This window comes from Mucilaginibacter sp. (genome assembly GCF_028288205.1).
Classification (GTDB): domain Bacteria; phylum Bacteroidota; class Bacteroidia; order Sphingobacteriales; family Sphingobacteriaceae; genus Mucilaginibacter.
Genome location: NZ_JAQBOD010000060.1, coordinates 15747 through 36432 on the forward strand (window position 1 = coordinate 15747; position 20686 = coordinate 36432).

The window sequence follows — 20686 nt, forward strand, 5'->3', positions numbered from 1 at the left end:
TATTGCATTAATGAGAATATTACTGGTTTTTGATTTAATAACAGACAATGATTCAAAACAAACTATTTTAAATCGTTTGGCAGAAATTGCAGAAACTTCCAAGTCAAAAGAGTTTTTTTTTGAATTTAACGATGTCGAAAAAGCTGACGAACTTTTATTTCTAATACATGGGCTTGATGAAAAAAAAATATTAAGCATACCTGATCATACTTTAGTAAAGCAATTTCCCGCTAAAAGTTTTTTATGGTGCGACAGGGATATACCTATACTTCCGGGACTTTTTGCAGCTTTACCGCCCCAAATCTTTGATTCAAAATTACACCGCACTGTGTTTTATATGTCTAAATCTAATAATTGTATTCCTGATTTGGATTTGGTTGTAAATGAACCAAAGTATCTTGCTTTGTTCCAGGGAAGTATTTCTTCAAACCGGAAACGATTATTAAAATAAAATTCACATCGCGGCTTTTTGTTAAAGCAACAGACTCCGTATGGGCCGGTTTTATATTTGGGAAAGGACTTGATAATTCCTTAACCAACGTTCGCGAGTACGCAAGGTTCATTTTAATTCTAAATTTTTTATTTGTCCAAAAGGGAATGGTGTTTCGTCGTACCGACTGAAAGCAATGATACCATTTTATATGAAATAATGCAACCCATAAAGCAGCTACTATACGCAAAAGTTCAATAAGGTGATTCTGTTATTCATTTTTGACCCGCTAATGCTTCAAATGTGCCGCAGGCTCCATTCCAATTTATATAGGCAATCGGGCCGCTCCATGGTTTATATTTAAACCATGCTTTTATTTTTCGAAGTATCAAGGTGTTAGTATTGATCATTGCCCATGGGCATATATTGTGCTTAAGTAAAAGGCGTACCCATGATTTCGATGATTCATAATTAAGTTTTGATAGATAAGTAGCAGTAAGCCTTGACGCCGGAATAATGTGGTCTAACTCAAGATCAGGAAAATAAGCAAGGGCAAAGCCTTGCTTAAGTATTTGAATATTTATCTCGTTATCGCCACCAGAAGCCAAATTGCCTGCCGATCGATCTGTAATCATGTCAGCTGTATTTAAACTTGTACTGTATTCAAAAAACAATTGTTTTCTAATGGACAATCCTGCACCCACCGGCGCAAAATTCGGATATCCCGATAAGAGGTTGGCGTCCGAAACCAAGGCATGGCCACCAAAATCTCTTATGGCGAGCATGCTCCAAAAAATTTCGGTCCAGGGATCAGGGGCGCTATCAATAAACAAACCTTTTATTTTGCCGCCTATGGCACCAATGTTCGGGTTGTTGTTAAAATGATGCAATACGGTTTCTAAATAACTGTTAGCTAAAATATTGTCATCATCTACCATTACTATTATGTTTGCATTAGCGTTATTAACACCTGTTACCCGGCTATGGGTTAAACCTTGTTTAGACTCGTTAATTAATTTGGCATTTGGATGCCACGTAAGATCAATAGTTTGCAAAACATTATTGTTTGAATTGTTATCAACAATAATCAACTCCCAATCTTCAAGGGGCAACGTTTGATTTTTTAATGAATTTAACGCTGTTTCAAGATATGATGCAACCGGATTGTATGAGGGTACGATTACCGTTATGTTAAGTTGAGACAAGGCAGATATCAGTGTTTTTTATTGAATAGTTTTTTATTGATACCACGGTAATAGTTTGCAAAAAAAGCACGTGTATTGAATTTTACCAACTTAATAATATCCCTGTTAAGCATATTAGCGTATATCAGTGCAAAATCATGATTGTAAGGGAAATAAGTTCGTCGCCAAGCATTGTCATGCCTTATGGCATTTACATCATTTGCTACTTTTTTTAAGGCTGAAAAAGGACGGCCATGCAAGATCTTTACTGTCTGAATAACAAAATTAGGGTAGTAAATTATGAAATTATAGGCCGATGAAAATACCGCAAATTTCACATCAGAATCGTACAGTGTTTTGCGCAAATGATATTGATCTGTTACTACCTGTGGATTGGTGTTAAAAGAAATCTCCCATGCATCAATTAAGTTTTTTACGGCGGATGTTAATTTATAGGCTATTACCCCGGTATTAAATTCAGGCATCGCGTTACTTACATCGGGCATTTGGTACTCATATCCTTCGTCGGCCTGGTGTATTGCAAATTCTCGATAGTCCAATATTTTAAAAAGATCATCCAATTTATCCGCCACATAAGTATCTGTATCCAGAAAAACTGTCTGCTCGAAAGGGCTATGGCGTATTAATAATTTGTCTTTATAGTTAAAGTTTGCCCGTTGTATAATTACAATATCAAACAGAGCTTCAGGTAGCACATGGGCAGCCGAATCAGTTATTAATGCAATAGGGTAACTGTTATGTTCTCTACATGATATCGCCGATTGTATGGCTTCGGCAACGTATTTTTCGCCGGTGGCTATATATAAAACGCCTTTATTTAATTTCACCATTGTCTTCCCTATATTTTATAACCTTTGCAGGGTTACCCACACTAATACTGTAAGGGGGTAAACTCTTTGTAACAACTGATCCTGCACCAACTACACATCCATCACCAATTGTAACGCCACCTAGTATTTTACATCCCGCACCAATCCATACATCAGAGCCGATAATAACTGGTAACATTATATTCGGCATTGATCGGATTATATCGTTTTTTGATGGTATTGTATGGTTTGATGAAACTATGCATGTGTGCATAGCTATCAATGTATTTGAACCAACGGTTACCCCGCCGTGGCCATAAATGGTGACATATTCGCCTATAAATACATTCCTATCAATAATAACGTTGCCACCATAGCCTTTAATGATCGTTCCGTATTGCAGATCGGCATGTTCACATATTTCAATTCGTCCTTTAACACCATCGCGTATGCCCGGCTCGAGGCGGCACGACGTGTGAATCTTAACATTGCCTTTTGGCAACAATATTCCTTTTGTTTTTAAATACAAACAATAATAATAGTTTCTGATTTTTTTAATAAATAATAAACGCATATTTGCTTTTTTATGTGCCTTAAAAAATATTTTAAGTTACTCAGAAATCTTTCGTAAAAACATGGTTTCCAAAGAGGTTCATTTAAGTAAGTGTCGTATTCGTTAGCAAATGGCAATTTTGCAATTGCGCATCCAGGGTTTATCACCACGTGCAAAGTGTACTACTGCAGGATTGGTTGTTGCTTCAATATAATTGAGGCTTTCATATTTAGGTTTAATGCCCTCTGTAGCATTTTTTATTCCATCAAATAGGTAGGATTGTGCATTCCATTTTAAATCCAAGGAAAGCCAGTGTTTTTCAAAAATTATATTTAACAGGTCTTGATCCCACCATTTTATTCGATGCAATTCATTGTTTAATAAGCCGATGATCCGCAATTTCAAAAAACGATCGGGTAAGCGGTAGTAAAAAGCAATAAATCGGCCGTATAGTTTAAGCATCTGTTAAAGCTCATCGAAACACTGTTCATATCCCTAGAGGTTGCGGGCTGTCTGTTAAAACATTAATTTTTTATATCCCCTGATAATATCATAGGGCACCCGGCCAGGGATGGGGAGTTGCTTCAGGAATTTGATCAGCCAGTTTTTTGAAACCGGTAATCGCAGTCCATATCGTCCACAAAGACGAATACATTTGTCAAAGTAGGCCATCTGCCCGTTATCATAGAATGCCTGAGCACACCGGGCTACCTCGTTTAGCAAAAGTTCACGGTAGCGGGTAGGCAAATGCTGCAAATAACCTTCCAGGAATTCCAGGCGACACTCCCAGCACCAGTCCTGGTCACTGCTCAACCCCTGCTGATGGCGCATGGAATAGGCCAGTACTTTTGCTGTAAATGCAAACGCGTAACCCTGTGCTGCCAGGTTGACGTGCAAATCACTGTCTTCCCAACATCTGATATGCTCATTAAAGCCTCCGGATGCCAGAAAAGAATCTTTTTTGTAAACCGTGTTAATGATTCCCAGCGGATGCGTGATGAAATAGGCCAGCGTATCCTTACCGGCTTCCTGGTCATCGTACCGCCATTCTATCAGCGTTTCGCCGTTAGCCGCTACGATCCAGTCAGCATCACCAACGATCACGTCCGCCGAACCCGGCAACTGCTCCGAAATAAGTCTGACGAAATCCGGGTTAAACCGGTCATCAATATCGTGAAAATGGATATATGCACAGCTGGCTGCCCCGGCCAGCCTGTTCCGTGCAAAACCGGTACCGTTATTGGCTGTTGATCCTATCACCTTAAAGCCGGATTTTGTTAATAATTCCAGTGTATTATCGGTACTGCCGTCGTCATAAAATATGACTTCCGCGAAACCAAGATTAGAAATATGAGCTAAAAAGTCCCCGATATATTTGGAGGCATTATAACAGGGAACCAATAAAGAGATATTTTGAAGTATCAAGTTATATTTTTCAATCGGCAGGCTGGAGGAAATCTTCCAAAAAACTCAGGCAATCCTGCATCCCGGCCTCTGTATAGAAATCGGCCTCGGCTACAAAGTGCTGGAGACCACATAATGTCGAGATACGAAAGTAACAGGGCTGGTAACCTTTGATGTCAGGAAATAACTCCAAAATCTTAGTACCGGGCCTGCACATTAGGATATTGCTTAAACCGGCGCCATGTGCGCTGATGACATGGCTGGCATTTGAAAACAATACGATGGTTTCGGTGACGGATAAATCCCGTACATCAACTTTTTTTACTGCCGGGAATTGCCGGAGTACTTCATCTTCCCAGGCAATCATTCTGGCAAATACATTCTTGCGGCTGATCCAGATCATATCGCCGCTACTCTGACCCGCAGCGGTTTCGTTTATCCTTAATAATGTTTTTAGGGCGTTTAAACTCCAATTGCTGATATGCTGGTCTTTTATCAGCCGGTTAGTAAATAACAACTGATCACATACATAATGGCTGTTATACGCGATCCAGATAACCTTATCCAGGTCCAGTCCGATATGCCGTAACCATTTTTCTTTCCAGTCGACCGGAGGGCCATTGATCAAAATATGATCGGTATACGGCAATACGGACTGACAAAAGAAAAATTTTGGTAACACTTCGTGAAAAAAGTGATAGAAACCACCATCCGAACCGATAGTGAGACATGACAAAGTCACACCGGGCAAATGCTTGACAGGCGGCTGATGGTATTGACAAACAAACTCTGACGTTGCCAAATCACTGGTCCATAATTTAGCAGATTCATCGATAAAACTTCGCTTAGTCTTATCATACACCAATCCTAACAAGCCAATCAGGTAACCGGAAGCCAGGCTATATAATTTCCGGTCCTCTTCCTTATAAATGATCCCGGGATAATATTTGGTAGCCTGCTTTACTGTTTCCCCTGTCAGCACATCGCGATAGCTTTCCGGTATTGGCTGATAAAATAGCAGTTCGCCTTTTTCAGCGATCAGGATATCGGTCAATGTTTCCTTGACACCAATGGGTTCGCCGGCTTTCCTCTTCATAAGGCGTTCAAACGGAACCACTTTATAGGGGTTACCGGTGAATAAAATGATAAAAAATCTTTTGATCAGATTTAGCATCTCATGTTTTTTTCATCTAAAACTACAGTCTTCCCGGGCACCCGGCATCAGCCTTCCGCCAACTCGAGCAGGCTGCTGGTCATAATATATCGAGAAATACAACCTCACCAGGTTTGTTCCAAAACCGGTAATCCCGGCCTTTTCAAACACCTGCCAGATATGTTTACCTCGGAGGATTTTTCTGAACAGGTAGAGCTGTAGGTTAAATTTCAACCAGCTGATAAAATAATAAATCCGTTTTAATACACAGAGCATTTAGTTAATCTTCACAGTGATTTGTTTCCAACCGGCTGGAATAATATGTTCCGGGTATTCCTTTTTTACTTTAAATCCGAGCCAGTAACGCGGGCAAAAAATCTTTTTACTTTTCTTCGGGTTCAAATAGGCCGCCCACCAGGCGAAAGAACTGTGGGAGAGAATACAAACATCCGCATTCATGATCAGCTGAAAATCTGTGATCAGGTCACTGTCAGAAAATTCCGCATTTGGCAGATGTGCGAACGCTGAACGCACAAAACCGATATCATCACTTACAAAAATAATCCTGTAGTTTAGATAATCAGGTACCTGTTCCAGACAGGCTGAATAATACGTTGTGGGCAGGCTTAAGTCGTGACTACCTAAATTGTCAGCCCACCAAGCACCCAAATTTAAATAATCGCCCCGCCGGATGTGTATGGTAATAACCCGATGTGAGCGAAAAACATGGCTATACTTTGCATCAAATTGCTTAATCCAGGGCTTTTTTACGCGTATATATGCCAGTATATTACTCGTAATAGTCTTAAAAAAGTGCTCCGACTGAAAATACCCGTTATAAATGGTGTGATCGGTCAATTGCGCCGCAAGCCCGGCGTGCCACGTATCGAAATCTTTCGCTTGTAGTTTTTCAAAGATATGACCACTTTCCAGCTTAAGCAGTAACTTATTAAACTGGTTTTTTAGCGGGTGATAGCCCTCCAGATCGAAAAAATCAGCAATAATCAAGCGTTCGATTTTTTCGTTCATATAAAACGAGGTGTTAAATTTTTCAGACAGTGCTTTGATGAAAGCATACTGGAAAAGCTGATTCCCTAACCGACACTGTATGTTTATACCAACCATCTGCAATCAATACATTTATTTAGTCTAAAGCCGCCCGCCTGGCGCATAATTAATCAACTTTTTATCGACAAAGATATCGTTCAGGAAAGTATCGGCTATCAATATGTAATTGTTCTGCCCCAGGATCTCCCTTATCTTTTCTATTTTATAAAAACGTCCGTTAGCATCTATTTTTAAATTCTCAACACAAATGATTTTGGGACGGGATGTTGAAAAATCATAACGCTCCAGGATATATTCGTCCAGGCCCTCGACATCCAGGGAAAGAAAATCTGGGAACACTCCGTTGCAATGGCTCCGAACAATATATTCAAGTGTGTAGCAAGGTATTTCTACCACTTTTTTGATTGGATAGCCTTTTGCAGCCAACGCCTCCGCCTGTTCTTTGACAAAAGTATTCAGTTCAGGCTGTTCCATGATATAAAAAGGCTGCAGGGCATTTTCCTGCGGGCTGATACCGATGTTGATATTTTTATCCTTAGGCCTGTGTTTCATAAATTCCCCGATGAGGTCCGGGTTGGCTTCAATATTTATTCCCGCGCCACCAAATTTGTAGAATAGTGCTGTGTTACTCAAATGAAACGGGTGATGCGCGCCAACATCCAGGTAACTGGGCTGGTGGATATTCAAATACTCTCTGAAAATTCCGAAAACGATCATGTCCTCACCATATTGGGCATAAGACTGTTTCCTGAATTTAAACTCCGGATTAAGTGCTATAAGCATTCTTCTTAACAAATTTTTCATGGATAATAAGGATTAGTCAATCGGGCGGTTTTTTTTAAACTCATAATAATTATTTTGCCGGATAAATAGTTATTTCCATTGGATTTAGCAACACACCAATGCCCGATGTTCTGATAATACTCTTATCGAGATTATCGGCGCTAATGTCTGAAATATTAATATATGCCGCGTTTTCAATGTATTGGATTGCTTTTTCATAGGATGATAAACCAACGTTTAATCCGTATCTTCCTGATGCCAATAATAAATCACTCTCAATAAACACGGCTTCATATTTGCCGGCTGTTATATCGACGGGGTTACTCCATGTGGTACGTACATTTGTTTCTCTTGAATCAATAATGCCCAGAGCAATTATAAAATGTTTTACGTTAGCCGTGATGGTGAATGTTACCCTTATCTGCCACGAATCGCCAACCCTTATTTCACTAACCCGGTTTCCGGACGTTTCCTCTACTGCTATTTGAGAAATAAACGCGCCGATAGCTAATTTATCAGCAGGTTCGGCAACCGCATAAACGCTCCGCGTATCCCGGCTTAATATTGTATAACTATTAATAACTTTATCAACTGTGTCGTATTGTTTGATATTCCCTTTATCGAGGTAAATAGCTTTTTCACAGAATTTTTTAATTGCGCCCATATTATGGCTCACAAAAAGTACTGTTCTACCTTCGCCCTTGCTAATATCCCCCATTTTCCCCAGGCACTTTTTCTGAAACTCAGCATCACCTACTGCTAATACTTCGTCAACTATTAAAATTTCCGATTCAAGATGGGCTGCTACAGCAAAGGCCAGCCTAACATACATACCCGATGAATAGCGCTTTACCGGAGTATCTATATAGCGTTCTACGCCTGAAAAATCAACGATTTCATCAAACTTGCGTTTAATTTCTGCTTTGCGCATACCCAAAATAGCCCCATTCAGATAGATGTTTTCCGTGCCGGTTAATTCGGGATGAAAGCCGGTTCCTACTTCCAAAAGGCTTGCAACCCGTCCCTTCACTTTTACAGATCCGGTGGTAGGGGAGGTTACCCTGCTCAGGATTTTGAGTAATGTGCTTTTACCAGCCCCGTTACGACCAATGATGCCTACCGCATCGCCTTGCTCAATCTCAAAGTTTAGGTCTTTTAAACTCCAAACAACATCACTGACGCCTTTGATAGTGCGGTCATTTACTTCACCTATTTTTAAGAACGGATCGTCTTTACCTCTTATTCTGGCCCAAAAGCGCTCCAGATCGCGTGATATGGTGCCTGTACCAAAGTCACCTAACTGATAAGCTTTTGAAAGGTTTTCAACTCTAATTACTTTACTCATCAAACAGTGTCAACGAAGTTTTTTTCAACCCTATTAAAAATAACAATACCCGTTAACAATATAATAATGGTTATACAGCTACTATAAGCCAATAGCTCCCAGCAAAAACTGCCTTTGTTTAAAAAACCATATCTAAAAGTCTCTATTACCGCTGTAACCGGGTTAAACTTTATGAGCCAGCTATAAGCCGGATATTTAATTATTGTCGCGGATAATGGATAAATTACCGTGGTTGTATACATTAACAAGGGGACGCCAAAGCTTACGACAAATGCCAGGTCGCGATACTTAGTGGTAACTGCCGATATGATCATACCCAGTCCTAATCCTAACGCCGCAATAAGAATGATGAGTAAAGGAAAAAGCAGGATGTATATATTAGGCCTAATGGGCGAACCGTAAAAATGATAGACTAGCATCAATAGGACAAATAATATAAACTGCACAGCAAATCTTATTAAATTGGATAGCACAATGCTTAAAGGCATAATAAGGCGTGGAAAATAAACTTTACCCAGCATAGCAGCGTTATCTCTAAAAACAGTTGATGTTTTGGTTAGGCAATCGGCAAAATAGTTCCATAAAATAGTTCCGGCTAAGTAGAATACCGGGCCGGGTATTTTATCTGTTCCTATATTAGCAAGGTTATTAAATACCAGGTTATAAATTAAAATAGTAATTATAGGTTGTACAAAAAACCAAATGGGCCCCAATATGGTTTGTTTATAAAATGATACAAAATCGCGCCTTACCAGTAACACCAGCAAATCGCGGTATTGCCAAACATCCTTTAGGCCTAAACTAAAAAGGTTGTTTTTTGGAGTTATTTCGATATCCCAATTTTCTTCAGTTAATTGGTTCATTATTTAATAAGTGTTGTAATTTAATTATATAATCGCCTTCATTAAAATAATGTAAGCATTGTTTCTGTAAGTTTTTACGCTCTGCTATGGTTAAGGAGCTGTTTAAGCAGGTAGCCAGCGTGTTTTCAAGCTCCATTAAATCATCGGGGTTAATGGCTCTTCCCAGTTCGCCGTTTTTGATAGCATCAAGGCTGCCGTCAACATTGCCGCAAATTACAGGTAAGCCACAAGCTAATGCTTCTATAAAGACAATTCCAAAGCCTTCTTTTTTGCTTGGGAGGACAAATAGGTCGGCTAATAAAAAATGGTCAGTAAGTTCATTTTCATTAATAAAACCGGTTAAAATAATTTGGTCCTCAACTTTATAATCGCCTATTAATTGCTTGATGCGTCTTTCCTCCATATCATCATATTTGCCCGAAAGAATGTATTTAATGGAAGGAACAGTATCTTTTAATTTGCTGATAACTTTTATTACTTGCTCGTATCCTTTATATTGTTCCGTTGCCGCTAATCTTGTTAAAGTATATAATATAACATGATTGATAGTTAGTTGATACCTTTCCAGCAAATGTTTTGGTTTTTCAAAGCTTTTTGGAAGCACCATAAAGGGGTCAACCGCATTATTTAAAACAGCACATTTTTCAGCATTTATTTTATGCCGTTTGATCATTTCTTGTTGAGTAAAATTGCTTACACAAATTATTTGGTTGCATTTTTTTAAGAAATAGTTTTTGATAAATGATAACGGGCGCCAAACTTCTATGCCATGAGCGATGAGCCAAACTTTACATTTTGGATTTATTATTTTAATACCTAAGCCAATAATGGCCAGGTTAATATGGCTTATAATTATTACATCAGCCGTTACTGCCATTTTAAGTGTACTTACACCAAATTTACCGCGATTTGCATTAAAGCCTTTAAAATTTCCGGGTGATACATAGTGCGGCATTAAGTCACTGTCGTTATCATAAACAGACCATAGCTTAAACTTAAATTTATTGTGTAAAGCTACTTGCTGTAACGAATGTGCAAGCGTGCGGGTCATTTTTTGTATCCCGCCTGTAGAGCTAAATGTTTGTAAAGTAAGAAGAAATATTTTTTTAGGCATGAAGTTGTACCTGGTAAAGTGCAAAGGCTTTAGACCAATGCACTTTGTCAGTTTTAAAATCCTTAATAATGCTTTTTGCTTTTTTGTTGCTGTACAGGTGTTCGTTATTTATCTCGGGATGGTGCCGCATCCATTGTTGTAACGGAAAGCTAAACCCCATTTTGGGCCGGTTCCAAACAGATTGCGGTAAAATATCTTTAAAAGTATCAATCAATAATTTTTTAGGTTGAATTTTATCAAACCTTATTTCAGAAGAAATACTGTTTACCGCATTTTGAAAGTCTTCATCTAAAAATGGAACCCTAACTTCAAGTCCGTTATTCATACTCATTATATCGGTATCATGCAGTAATTGATTTTGCATATAGATGTTAGTTTCAAACCAGGCTGCCTTTTCCTGATTGGTGAGCCCCGGATTAGGAATATTCTCCGTGAAGAATAAGGTATCGTAAACCTGCTTTTCATCACAATTTAATATTTCTGCTATTTCAGCAGGTGCAAATAATCCTCTTAAAAAAAGATAATCAGCCAATGGATGATGGCTAGTTAAATAGTTTACTCTTTTATATCGGTCGGCACCCCAATAATTTGTTGTTTTTAATAATGAGGATGGAATCAACCGTAAATAGTTGATATAATTTATCCGGCTAAATGAAGGGTACCCGCCAAATAGTTCATCGGCACCAATGCCTGATAGTACAGCTTTTAACCCATCCTTATGGGCGTAATTGCTTATAAACCAAGTGTTAATACCATCGGTAGTTGGCATGTCCATTGCATTTAATATATAAGGGAAGCACTCTTCAAAATCATGCTGTGTTACGAGGTGAGTAAATTTTTCTCCTTTTATTTTATTAAAAACCTGTTGTTGATAGGCCCTTTCATCATACTCTTTTTCATTAAAATAAAGTGATACGGTTTTCAGCTCGTTTTGTTTCCATTGATTAGCTAACAAGGTAACCACGCTTGAATCTATGCCACCGCTTAAAAAAACACCAATGGGTGCATCGGCAATAAGTTGACGGTTTACAGCAGATCTAAATGTCTCGCCAATGGTTTCTTCAGCAAGTTTTATATTGGTGATGCGCCTGGTTTCTGATAGTTGAATATATGACGATATATGTTGGGTACAGCTATGATGATCCCAACATAAAAAACTTCCTTTAGGCAGACTAAATACGTTTTTTAAAATAGTGTCAGGTTCAGGGATATGTCCGTAAGCTAAAAATTTAATTAACCATGTTTTATTATTTTCATTAGCAATATGTGCTAATTGCAGCGCTTTTACTTCCGATGCGAAGCTTAACTGTTCGTTTGCTATATGGTAATATAAAGGTTTAATACCCATAGTATCACGTACAAGATAAGTTAAAGCTTTTTCAACATCATATAATGCAAAAGCAAACATGCCACGAAATTTTGAAAAAGCTGCTACACCCCAATGCAGGTAAGCCTGCAAAACAACTTCTGTATCAGTATTGGAACGGAATTTAGCACCAATTTTCACCAATTGATCTTTTAATTCGCGATAATTATAAATCTCACCATTAAAAGTTATCCATGTTTTTTTATTAATATCAGCCATCGGTTGATGCCCATTGACACTTAAATCAATGATGGACAATCTGCGATGGCCAAATACCAGGCCAGTACTTTCGGCACCAAAAATACCTTTATCATCTGGCCCGCCATGCCTTAAGGCATTACACATAATGCTTGTTTTTGCAAACATTTCATCTTTAGTTAACCTTTTCGAAATTATTCCTGCTATTCTGCACATAAATAAGGGGTATTCATAGCTCCGCCACATAAGTCACAGGCGGTAATGTAACCTATTTATTATTAGTTATTTGCATTAATTTTAAATGCAAACTTTGTTAGGCTGATGGCATCAATAAAGCTAAAATGCCGTTGTGTAATATAGAATTTTAATTTTAATTAATTATAAATTAAAATCTGTCAATTATTGAAGCAGCAACATTTACTAAAATTGAGCAACCGAGATTTTCCAGTTTGAGTACCAATTGCTTTTGCGAGCGATAGGAGACCATATCGCCGGTCATTCCTTTAAGCGGGCCGGCTTTAATTATTATTTTTTCACCGGGTTGTAAGTTTTCTTCGGTAATTTCCAGCTCATAAGGGCTGGCCAACAATAATTTAAGATCCGCAATCTGGCGATCAGGCATGGTAGCAACTGTGTTTGAAAAATATATAAACCGTGCTATTCCCCTGGTCATTAATACTTCTGTTTTTTGTTGTTCGGTGATATGAACAAAGAGGTATGATTTAATAAAAGGTTCTTCCACCCATTTTTTTCTATCACTCCATTGTTTCATTTGGCGATGAAGCGGTAAATAAGCCTCGATTCCTTTATTTACTAAAGTCTGGAATGCTTTTTTTTCGGCCCGGGGTTGCGTATAAACAGGATACCATTTATAGGCAGCAGTATTTGATATTAAAGTCATTTATTAAATGATGCCCTATTTTTGAACCAATTCCATATTTGCCACCATTTATTCTCATCATCGTCGCTATAATAACCAGAGCCTTCGTGACCGGTATAGTCAGCGTAATAGTAAGAGGTATTGCCATAACTATCACCGGTATATTTTGTTGAGTAATAAGCTGAATGCAGCAGGTCTTGGGCAAATGCATTAAGTACGATAACCATATTAGGCAGGTGATATTCCTGTGCAATACGTTGCGGAATAGTTGCCGCGTGGAATTTTGATTTTCCTGATCGTATGACAAAAAGATTAATGTCACTCATTCTTACTAATGGTATGGCATCTGATACCAGACCAATCGGGGCGGTATCAATCATGATAATATCATACCTTTCTTTAAGGTCGTTGATTAATTCGGTCATTCTTGCAGAATGCAATAATTCTGATGGGTTAGGGGGCACCGGTCCTGAAACGATAAAATCTAAACCTTCCTGGTTAGTATGATTGATAATATCATCCATACTACACTGGTTGGCTAGGTAATTACTTAAACCCATATCATTGGGCACATGAAAAGTTTTATGCAGTTTTGATCGCCTCAGATCGGCAGCTATCAAAATAACTTTTTTATCGATAAGGGATAAGGTACTGGATAGGTTAACCGCCACAAATGATTTTCCTTCGCCCGCTACTTCCGATGTAACACAGATGGTCTTGCTTTTTTTCTCGGATGCCAGGAAGCTGAGATTGGTACGAACCGCGCGTACAGATTCTGTAAATATTGATTTGGGCCTGCTGATGGCCAGTATTTGTGTGCTAAATTTATCAATTTCTTCAGGGAACTTTCTTATTACGCCAATAATTGGAACTGTGGTAATACTTTCAATAGTTTCTTTATTATATATATAAGGGTTTAATACCCTTATTAAAATAATAAACCCTAAACCTATCGCAATTCCTAAAACTATTGCTATACGATGAAGGCCATGGTCATCTGGCGATACCGGATTATAATTGGGTTGGGACAGGTCAATTATAGTTGCACCAGGCAGTATACCTGCGGTTAATATTTCCTGGTCCAGTTTTTTTTCGGATAAGAAAGAATAAACCTTATCATTAACTTCAAAATCCCGTTTTAAACTAACCATCTGCCGCTCTGCAGCCGGTAATTGTGCTATTTGTTGGTTTACCGGTACCAATTGGTCTTGTATATACTTTAATTTAGTTTCAATAAGTTTGCGCGATGAAACAATACTGTTTATAGTCGTATTTTTGATCTGTAAAATTTGCCGGTCTATATCTTCTATTTGCGGCGAATGGTTATTGTAAGTTTTTAGCAAACCAGTTTTTAAAGCCAGCAAACTATTCAGATTGGTAACAAATTCACCTATTTGGGTATTGGTACTTGCACCAACCGTATTTAAATTGATGTTTACATTGTCTTTACCCTTAATGATATCCTGTTGAAGCTGATCAATGGCCAGGAGGTCAAGTTTGATTATTGAAATTTGTGATTCAAGCTCTTTAGCCTGGCTCATTACCCGTTCTGAAGCAGAACTTACGTCTATTATTTTTTTATTTTGCTTATATTCCTGAATGGAGCTTTCTGAGCCGTTGAGTTTGGTTGCAAGAAAATCTAACTGATCATCAATAAACCGGATCATTTGTAAGGCTGACTTTGTTCGCTGGTTATGATCATAATATACATATTCCTGTATCACAGCGTTTAATGCATCTGAGGCAAACCGGGGATTAGCATCCGTTTGCTGTAAGGACAACATATTTGAATTTTTGGCGGTTTCCTGCATACGCAAGCCGCCCCTTATCCTGTCTATAAAATCTTCAGGAGCATTAAGCTTGAATAATATAGACGTAGTCTTGGGCAAATCTCCCGGATATTTAATGCTAAAAGATGTAGGTCCGATAGTAAAAGGCACGTTGTAATAGCAAACCTGGGTAATATCTTTTCCTTCTACAGACTGCTGCCCCTGATAGCTGATATTGAAAGAAGTTTTATTTATGGGTTTAAAAGCGATCAGGTTGCGAAAAAAATTTACAGTGTCAAACTTAATAAGTTGTACATCTAATAGTTTTGCGGGGTAAAGTTCATTTGTACGGTTGAGTACCCGGCCTACTACATAAAAACTCATGCGGTAATCAAGGTGTTTAACCGCATTCAATAAAAGAGGGGTACTTTGTAATACGATCGTTTCGCTTTGAATTCTAGAAGTGTTGGCCCGGTCAGCACCGGTTGCCATACCTACCATATCTGATATCTCGGATTTTTTTTCCTCAAATTTTATTACAGCAGATGTAGCAAATACTTTCGGTGTATACCATAAATAAGCATTTGATGCCAAAAAACATAGCAAAACAGAACCTGCTATCCAGTACCATCTGCTTAATAGAATTTTGGCTATTTTATAATAATCAAATTCCCGGTTCGGCGGTTTGGGTGCTATCTTGTTTAACTCTTCCATTTAGCGGTGGATAAGTGTAAAGAGAATTAATGCTGTATTGAATATAAGCAAAGCGGGTTGTGCCATTGTAGTAAAATCTTGTAATCTATCAGCCCGTACGGCCCTTTTATTTTGCGCTATCACAATAATATCATTATTTTGAAGGATAGTTCGGGGATCGTTTATGGATTTTATACTACTCAAATTTATGATATCAGTCTTTGGATATTGTTGATCGGCGTGTATTATTTTAATGGTTTTTTCATCTGCTTTTTCAGTGAGCCCTCCCGCCTGGCCGATAATTTCAATTAGCGTCGTTTTATCTTTTGTTAAAAGTATGTTTCCCTGCGTTCTTATTTCACCTAGTATAGTTACTTTAAGGCTCATTATTTTTAATTCAAGTAAGGGATTTTTTAATGGCCCTTTATGGTACAAATCTTCAATATATGTCCGTGCTGCTACACGCGTTAATCCGGCAACCGGTATTCTTCCTAAGCCCGTTAATGCAACGGTTCCGTCTTCTTCAACTGTGTAGAATTCCCCTGATTGTGTTGCTGCCGCAGTTACGGGCGCGCTAACAATTCCGGCATTTAAATCTACAATATTTTTACTGTTTTGTATGTTGGTTATTTGCAATACATCCTGGGGCCTGATGCGATAATTGCTTATGTTTGCAGCGTTAGTTTGCCGGGAAGTATCTGCAGGTGAGATTCTTTGCTCAAGCAATACATGATCTTGTTTGTAGGAACAAGAGGCGAAAATAAAAATTAGTCCAAAAATAAGACAGATCAGTATTAAAGGGCGCATATTATATACAACAAATTTAGCTCAGTACTTATATCTTTTAGCAACGATCCCAAAACTACATATTTTGTCTATATTAAGTTAACCTATTTTTTAAGAAGTGCAGAATTTAAAAATTTCTTTAATTACAGTGACCAAAAATGCGGGAAAAACGCTTGGCCGCTGTATTGAATCTGTTATCGCGCAAAATTATCATCACGTTGAATATATAATTATGGACGGCCGGTCAACAGACCATACTTTACAAATCATCAATCAATATAAACAACATATAACGCATGTTATTTCGGAACCGGATGAAGGCATTTACGATGCCATGAATAAGGGTATACAAATAGCAACGGGGGATATCATAGGAATGTTAAATGCAGACGATTTTTTTGCTGGCAATGATGTGCTAAGCGCTGTGGCGGAAGCTTTTAACCGGCAAAACGCCGATGTATTATATGGAAACCTCGAATATGTAAATCAAAGCGGAATAATTATACGCAACTGGCGTTCAGGAACTTACACTCATGGCGCGTATAATTTAGGATGGATGCCGCCGCACCCTACTTTTTACTGTAAACGTTTACTATTTAAAGCCTTAGGGTTATATGATCCACAATATGGAACAGCTGCTGATTATGAGTTAATGTTAAGGTTTATGCATTTAAATAAAGCGGATGTATATTATTTAAATAAAACAATGGTTAAAATGGCTGTTGGGGGTATCAGCAATAAAAGCTACACCAACCGTTTTAAAGCATGGGCCTTTGATTTAAAAGCGATGCGGAAAAATGGCATTTTATTTCCCATTATTTCCATCGTATGTAAACCACTACGTAAAATTACACAGTACATCAGGTAGCCCTTAAAGAGATATATGTCGATTACATAAAAAGTCCCTCAGCTCTCGCCGGGAGGGGTTCATTTCAGCAGCATGGTAAAGAAGGAATCAAATGTGGATATTCCGGGAGGCTTGACCAAGCTGTTCCGTGTGCTTTGGAGCACCGAGTTGTGCAAAGGTTATGGCTTTATCACGATGACCGACGATGCAGGTGCAGCAAGGGCGATCCAGGCGTTCGACAGTATGGAGATCGACGGGCGAACGCTCAATGTGCGTTTCGCCGAAGAAAAACAGCCGGACAAACCTGCGGCCAGTCCACGTTCGCGGCAACAAGGTCAGGCGGCTTCGCCGCGCCGCGACAACCGCACGGAAGCGCCAAGGCCCAAACGCCCGCGCCGCCCGCTTTAATCCGCTGAACATCGTAATTTTGATTTTAAGGATTCAGATAATAGACCTTATAGGTTCCGTCGGACTTCAGTTGGATCTGGATGTTATCATCGTTATATTTATCTGTTGTCCCGGCGACCCTGCCGTAACTCCATTCCTCACCGCCTTCATCATCACCCCGGTCTGTCCGTAAAATGTTTGATAGCGGCACGTGTGCCTTTTGCTGGTAACGGGTAGCCGTCAGCGTGGTCGGGTGATGGTACAGGTGCCCCGAAGAAAAGATCACCATTTCGGCTGGGTCAGCTGGACAAATTGCAATGAGCTGCCATTATTGGCTCCATGATGCGGGGCGATGATGACCGTTGATTTCAAATATTGGGACGCATGGTGTACGACATATTCTTCGGTAGCGATCAGGGCATCTTCGGGATCACCGATGTGGCGGCCCACGGCATCATCACAGAATAAGACCGAGTTATTGGCGTAGTCCAGTTTCATAATGATGCTAACAGAATTGATTTTTTCCGAATTGGTGATCAGCGGCCAGTCCGGCAATGGTTTGCCAAAGCCGCATAAAAAAGTAAAGGTCGCATTACCGATCTGGAAGTGATTCCCCGGGGTGATGATACTATCTCTCTCATGCAGGTTAACATTTTGGGTTTGCGGCCTTTGGGCCAGCGCGGCCAGTACCCGGTTGTAGGTCGCAGTCGGATTTCCGCCTTCAGCCATAGAACTGGCATAACCACCCCATAATAATTTTTTGACTTTGTAATTTAATAAGACCTGTCCCGCGGCAATGATATGATCAGCATCGGTATGGCTCAGTATTAATTCGATCTCACTGCCGAGCGGGATATAGTTTTTGATCTGCGCGAGGGTACGATCGCCCGAGGCCAGCTTATCGCCCCCGGCGTCATAAACGACATATTTATTACCGGGCAGTTTGATCAGATTGCACAGACCTGCCCCTACATCCAGCACTTCGACCAGTTCATTAGCCGGCGGTGTGGCCATCGGGAGGCTCAGCGCCATGACAGCCACACTGTTGGTTTTCTTTACCAGGGCTTGGTATACCCAGCCGGTGAACGCACCACGGGACACATGGTAAAAGCCGGAGCTGATTTCAGGTTCAACAAGGGTTAAGGTATCGCCGGGGTTTAATTTTCTGAGGCTTGTTGATCCGGTTGAAGGGCTTTGCCGAAGATTGGCCGGACGTCTAACGACCAGCGACTGGGCGCTGACCGAAAAAACGAATATTGTCAGGAAGCAGGATAAGATCCATTTCATATAATGGAAGTGATAAGGTTGCAAATGATGGTAGCTTCGCTCTTGCACAAATACCAGCTTAGGAATAGCAGGTAAGCCGTCAGTATTCTTATATGCTAAAAATAAGGCATTTATATTATGTTCCTATAGGCAGAAAAAATATTTTTCATAAGAATAATGAAATACTAATATTTTTAGCATTATGTTTGTGGGCTATTTCAAATGGAAGAGTTTTATATCGATGTGGAGCTAAGCCAGGGTATAACCCGGATACAGGTGGACAAGGTGCCGCCTGAGCAATGGGATATGCCTTATACGCCGCAGTTCATCATCGAATTTCATAACGGAATGGAGTTTATCACCCTGACCCTGCAACTAGAAGACGGGCGATGGTATGACCGGAGCGCCCGGCTTCCTGATGAGGATGTTTACCTGCGCTATTTTGAATTGGGGTCGTGTGTCTGGAACCCGGATTACCGTAGCCCCTTATTGGAATCCGCCATAATAAAGATCGGGCAGGCCATAAGCCGCCACATGGTGGTACACCTGACCGCTTATATGGGTTTGCTCGTCCCTGTTTTCCGTGAACCGACTTTAAACTGATGGCTGATGGAAAGCAAAAACGAGATCATCAGCCAGCTGCGCAAAAATTTATTGCAATGGGAAGGCTATAAGCCGCCGGTTACGGGTACGCGCTCCTTAGTCGGCGTGGGGCCATTGGAAGCGGCTTTCCCAAACGGGGTTTTCCCGGTAGCGGCGGTGCATGAGCTGGTTTGCGGCTCTTCCGAGCAGGCAGCGGCTGGCGGTGGTTTGGTGACAGGTATCTTATCCGTGCTATTGCAACAGGGCAGCATCTGTGTGTGGATCGGGCATGCGCGGCGTTTGTTCGCACCCGCATTTGGGCGTTTCGGAAATATGTTACACCCTATTCCGTGGCAAACTGACCACCTGTTTTGCTGGCAAAGAAATGCAGCCCATGCTTTTGCAGCATAGCCAAAGATAATTATTTACCGATTTCCATTTAGCCTGCCGCCGCTCAAGCTACAACATCTTTATTTTTTCGAAGCTTAATACTTGGGTAAGTTATCGGGTATGTCCTTCTGGTGATGGTCGGTCATCGCTTTAATAGAGGCATTCCAGAGCGACTTCGCATACATATTGAGGCTCCCGATCAACTTGTCACTCTGTTTACAAAAAATAAACGGCTCTTTTATTTCAGATAATGCCATACTGAACTCCTTGAATGGCCGCAATTATAAATACAATTATTTCATTTTTTAAAAAATTTTGGTGTCCGACTCGGATAACATCGGAGTATTTTGGTCTTGGTTACTATCACCTTTGCTATGTAATTCTCAAAATACAGAATTACATAAAGATGTATTTACAGCAATAAAGAAAAATCAAACATGGCAAAGATCATCACGGTAGCGCACCAAAAAGGCGGCGTAGGAAAAAGCACAATGGCGCTTAACCTGGCCTTATGTTTCCAGGATCAACTAAAGGTCGCATTAGTTGATTCAGATTTACAGGGGAGCATTTATCATGTAAAGGATGACTTTCCGGGTTTAGCTATTTTATCCTCGGATAAAATCAGCGACATCCCCCATTTAAATTATGACCTGGTGATTATTGATACCCCTCCTTATTTGTCAAACAAATTAACGGAGCTGTTCCAACTTTCAGACTTTGTATTGGTTCCGACAAAGGCCGGTTTCTTTGATGTAATGGCCATCCGGTCAACCCTTGCACTGATCAAGTTTACCC

The 20686-nt window shown here is 39.8% G+C and carries 23 protein-coding genes; 6 read left to right on the plus strand and 17 right to left on the minus strand.

Features of this window, described 5'->3' with window-relative positions:
* The first annotated feature begins 10 nt into the window (after positions 1-10).
* Positions 11-451 (plus strand): hypothetical protein, encoded by a 441-nt coding sequence (locus JWR23_RS15245; protein WP_299517083.1) that lies wholly within the window; start codon positions 11-13, stop codon positions 449-451.
* Positions 452-705: 254 nt separating this feature from the next.
* On the opposite strand, the gene JWR23_RS15250 is transcribed toward JWR23_RS15245, so the two are convergent.
* The 15 genes from JWR23_RS15250 to JWR23_RS15320 all read right to left on the minus strand — a co-directional run bounded on the left by JWR23_RS15250 (position 706) and on the right by JWR23_RS15320 (position 16359).
* Positions 706-1635 (minus strand): glycosyltransferase, encoded by a 930-nt coding sequence (locus tag JWR23_RS15250; RefSeq protein ID WP_299517085.1) that lies wholly within the window; start codon positions 1633-1635, stop codon positions 706-708.
* Positions 1636-1643: 8 nt separating this feature from the next.
* Entirely contained in the window at positions 1644-2465 is an 822-nt protein-coding gene (locus JWR23_RS15255; RefSeq protein ID WP_299517087.1) for a hypothetical protein, read from the minus strand.
* Complete coding sequence (locus JWR23_RS15260; protein ID WP_299517089.1) at positions 2449-3018, minus strand: DapH/DapD/GlmU-related protein; 570 nt, start codon at positions 3016-3018, stop codon at positions 2449-2451. The genes JWR23_RS15255 and JWR23_RS15260 overlap by 17 nt, the downstream gene beginning before the upstream one ends.
* A 102-nt stretch (positions 3019-3120) precedes the next feature.
* Complete coding sequence (locus JWR23_RS15265; protein ID WP_299517091.1) at positions 3121-3459, minus strand: glycosyltransferase; 339 nt, start codon at positions 3457-3459, stop codon at positions 3121-3123.
* A 54-nt stretch (positions 3460-3513) separates the two neighbouring features.
* A complete protein-coding gene (locus JWR23_RS15270) occupies positions 3514-4422 on the minus strand; it encodes a glycosyltransferase (RefSeq protein ID WP_299517092.1) in 909 nt (302 codons plus the stop codon).
* A gap of 10 nt (positions 4423-4432) precedes the next feature.
* Positions 4433-5497 carry a DUF563 domain-containing protein gene (locus tag JWR23_RS15275; RefSeq protein ID WP_299517094.1) on the minus strand — a complete coding sequence of 355 codons (1065 nt, stop codon included), beginning with the start codon at positions 5495-5497 and terminating at the stop codon, positions 4433-4435.
* Between the two features lie 333 nt (positions 5498-5830).
* The gene (locus JWR23_RS15280) at positions 5831-6679 is read right to left on the minus strand and encodes an alpha-1,2-fucosyltransferase (protein WP_299517095.1); all 849 of its coding nucleotides are present in this window, start codon (positions 6677-6679) and stop codon (positions 5831-5833) included.
* A gap of 24 nt (positions 6680-6703) precedes the next feature.
* Positions 6704-7426, minus strand: coding sequence for an FkbM family methyltransferase (locus tag JWR23_RS15285; protein ID WP_299517096.1), 723 nt, complete (start codon positions 7424-7426; stop codon positions 6704-6706).
* A gap of 49 nt (positions 7427-7475) precedes the next feature.
* The gene (locus tag JWR23_RS15290) at positions 7476-8750 is read right to left on the minus strand and encodes an ABC transporter ATP-binding protein (RefSeq protein ID WP_299517097.1); all 1275 of its coding nucleotides are present in this window, start codon (positions 8748-8750) and stop codon (positions 7476-7478) included.
* Complete coding sequence (locus JWR23_RS15295) at positions 8750-9613, minus strand: ABC transporter permease (RefSeq protein ID WP_299517098.1); 864 nt, start codon at positions 9611-9613, stop codon at positions 8750-8752. The genes JWR23_RS15290 and JWR23_RS15295 overlap by 1 nt, the downstream gene beginning before the upstream one ends.
* Positions 9597-10727 carry a glycosyltransferase family 4 protein gene (locus JWR23_RS15300; RefSeq protein WP_299517099.1) on the minus strand — a complete coding sequence of 377 codons (1131 nt, stop codon included), beginning with the start codon at positions 10725-10727 and terminating at the stop codon, positions 9597-9599. Before JWR23_RS15300 ends, JWR23_RS15295 begins: the two co-directional genes overlap by 17 nt.
* Positions 10720-12507: an asparagine synthase (glutamine-hydrolyzing) gene (gene asnB / locus JWR23_RS15305; protein WP_299517100.1), complete on the minus strand. Its 1788-nt coding sequence runs from the start codon at positions 12505-12507 to the stop codon at positions 10720-10722. Before asnB ends, JWR23_RS15300 begins: the two co-directional genes overlap by 8 nt.
* 169 nt (positions 12508-12676) lie before the next feature.
* A complete protein-coding gene (locus JWR23_RS15310; RefSeq protein ID WP_299517101.1) occupies positions 12677-13192 on the minus strand; it encodes a UpxY family transcription antiterminator in 516 nt (171 codons plus the stop codon).
* Complete coding sequence (locus JWR23_RS15315; RefSeq protein WP_299517103.1) at positions 13189-15654, minus strand: polysaccharide biosynthesis tyrosine autokinase; 2466 nt, start codon at positions 15652-15654, stop codon at positions 13189-13191. Before JWR23_RS15315 ends, JWR23_RS15310 begins: the two co-directional genes overlap by 4 nt.
* Positions 15655-16359: a polysaccharide biosynthesis/export family protein gene (locus JWR23_RS15320; protein WP_299517104.1), complete on the minus strand. Its 705-nt coding sequence runs from the start codon at positions 16357-16359 to the stop codon at positions 15655-15657.
* Positions 16360-16537: 178 nt separating this feature from the next.
* Here JWR23_RS15320 and JWR23_RS15325 point away from each other — a divergent pair, with 178 nt between their 5' ends.
* Entirely contained in the window at positions 16538-17287 is a 750-nt protein-coding gene (locus JWR23_RS15325; protein WP_299517105.1) for a glycosyltransferase family 2 protein, read from the plus strand.
* A gap of 72 nt (positions 17288-17359) precedes the next feature.
* Positions 17360-17674, plus strand: coding sequence for a hypothetical protein (locus JWR23_RS15330; protein WP_299517106.1), 315 nt, complete (start codon positions 17360-17362; stop codon positions 17672-17674).
* Between the two features lie 25 nt (positions 17675-17699).
* Here JWR23_RS15330 and JWR23_RS15335 read toward each other — a convergent pair whose 3' ends face one another.
* Together JWR23_RS15335 and JWR23_RS15340 are read right to left on the minus strand one after the other, a co-directional pair.
* Positions 17700-17864 carry a hypothetical protein gene (locus JWR23_RS15335; RefSeq protein WP_299517107.1) on the minus strand — a complete coding sequence of 55 codons (165 nt, stop codon included), beginning with the start codon at positions 17862-17864 and terminating at the stop codon, positions 17700-17702.
* 71 nt (positions 17865-17935) lie between these two features.
* A complete protein-coding gene (locus JWR23_RS15340; protein WP_299517108.1) occupies positions 17936-18940 on the minus strand; it encodes an SH3 domain-containing protein in 1005 nt (334 codons plus the stop codon).
* Between the two features lie 222 nt (positions 18941-19162).
* Here JWR23_RS15340 and JWR23_RS15345 point away from each other — a divergent pair, with 222 nt between their 5' ends.
* The 3 genes from JWR23_RS15345 to JWR23_RS15355 form a co-directional block, all read left to right on the plus strand.
* Positions 19163-19522 (plus strand): hypothetical protein, encoded by a 360-nt coding sequence (locus JWR23_RS15345; protein ID WP_299517109.1) that lies wholly within the window; start codon positions 19163-19165, stop codon positions 19520-19522.
* Between the two features lie 6 nt (positions 19523-19528).
* Positions 19529-19912, plus strand: coding sequence for a hypothetical protein (locus tag JWR23_RS15350; protein ID WP_299517110.1), 384 nt, complete (start codon positions 19529-19531; stop codon positions 19910-19912).
* A 416-nt stretch (positions 19913-20328) separates the two neighbouring features.
* On the plus strand, positions 20329-20686 hold a 358-nt coding region (locus JWR23_RS15355), incomplete at its 3' end, for a ParA family protein (RefSeq protein ID WP_299517111.1).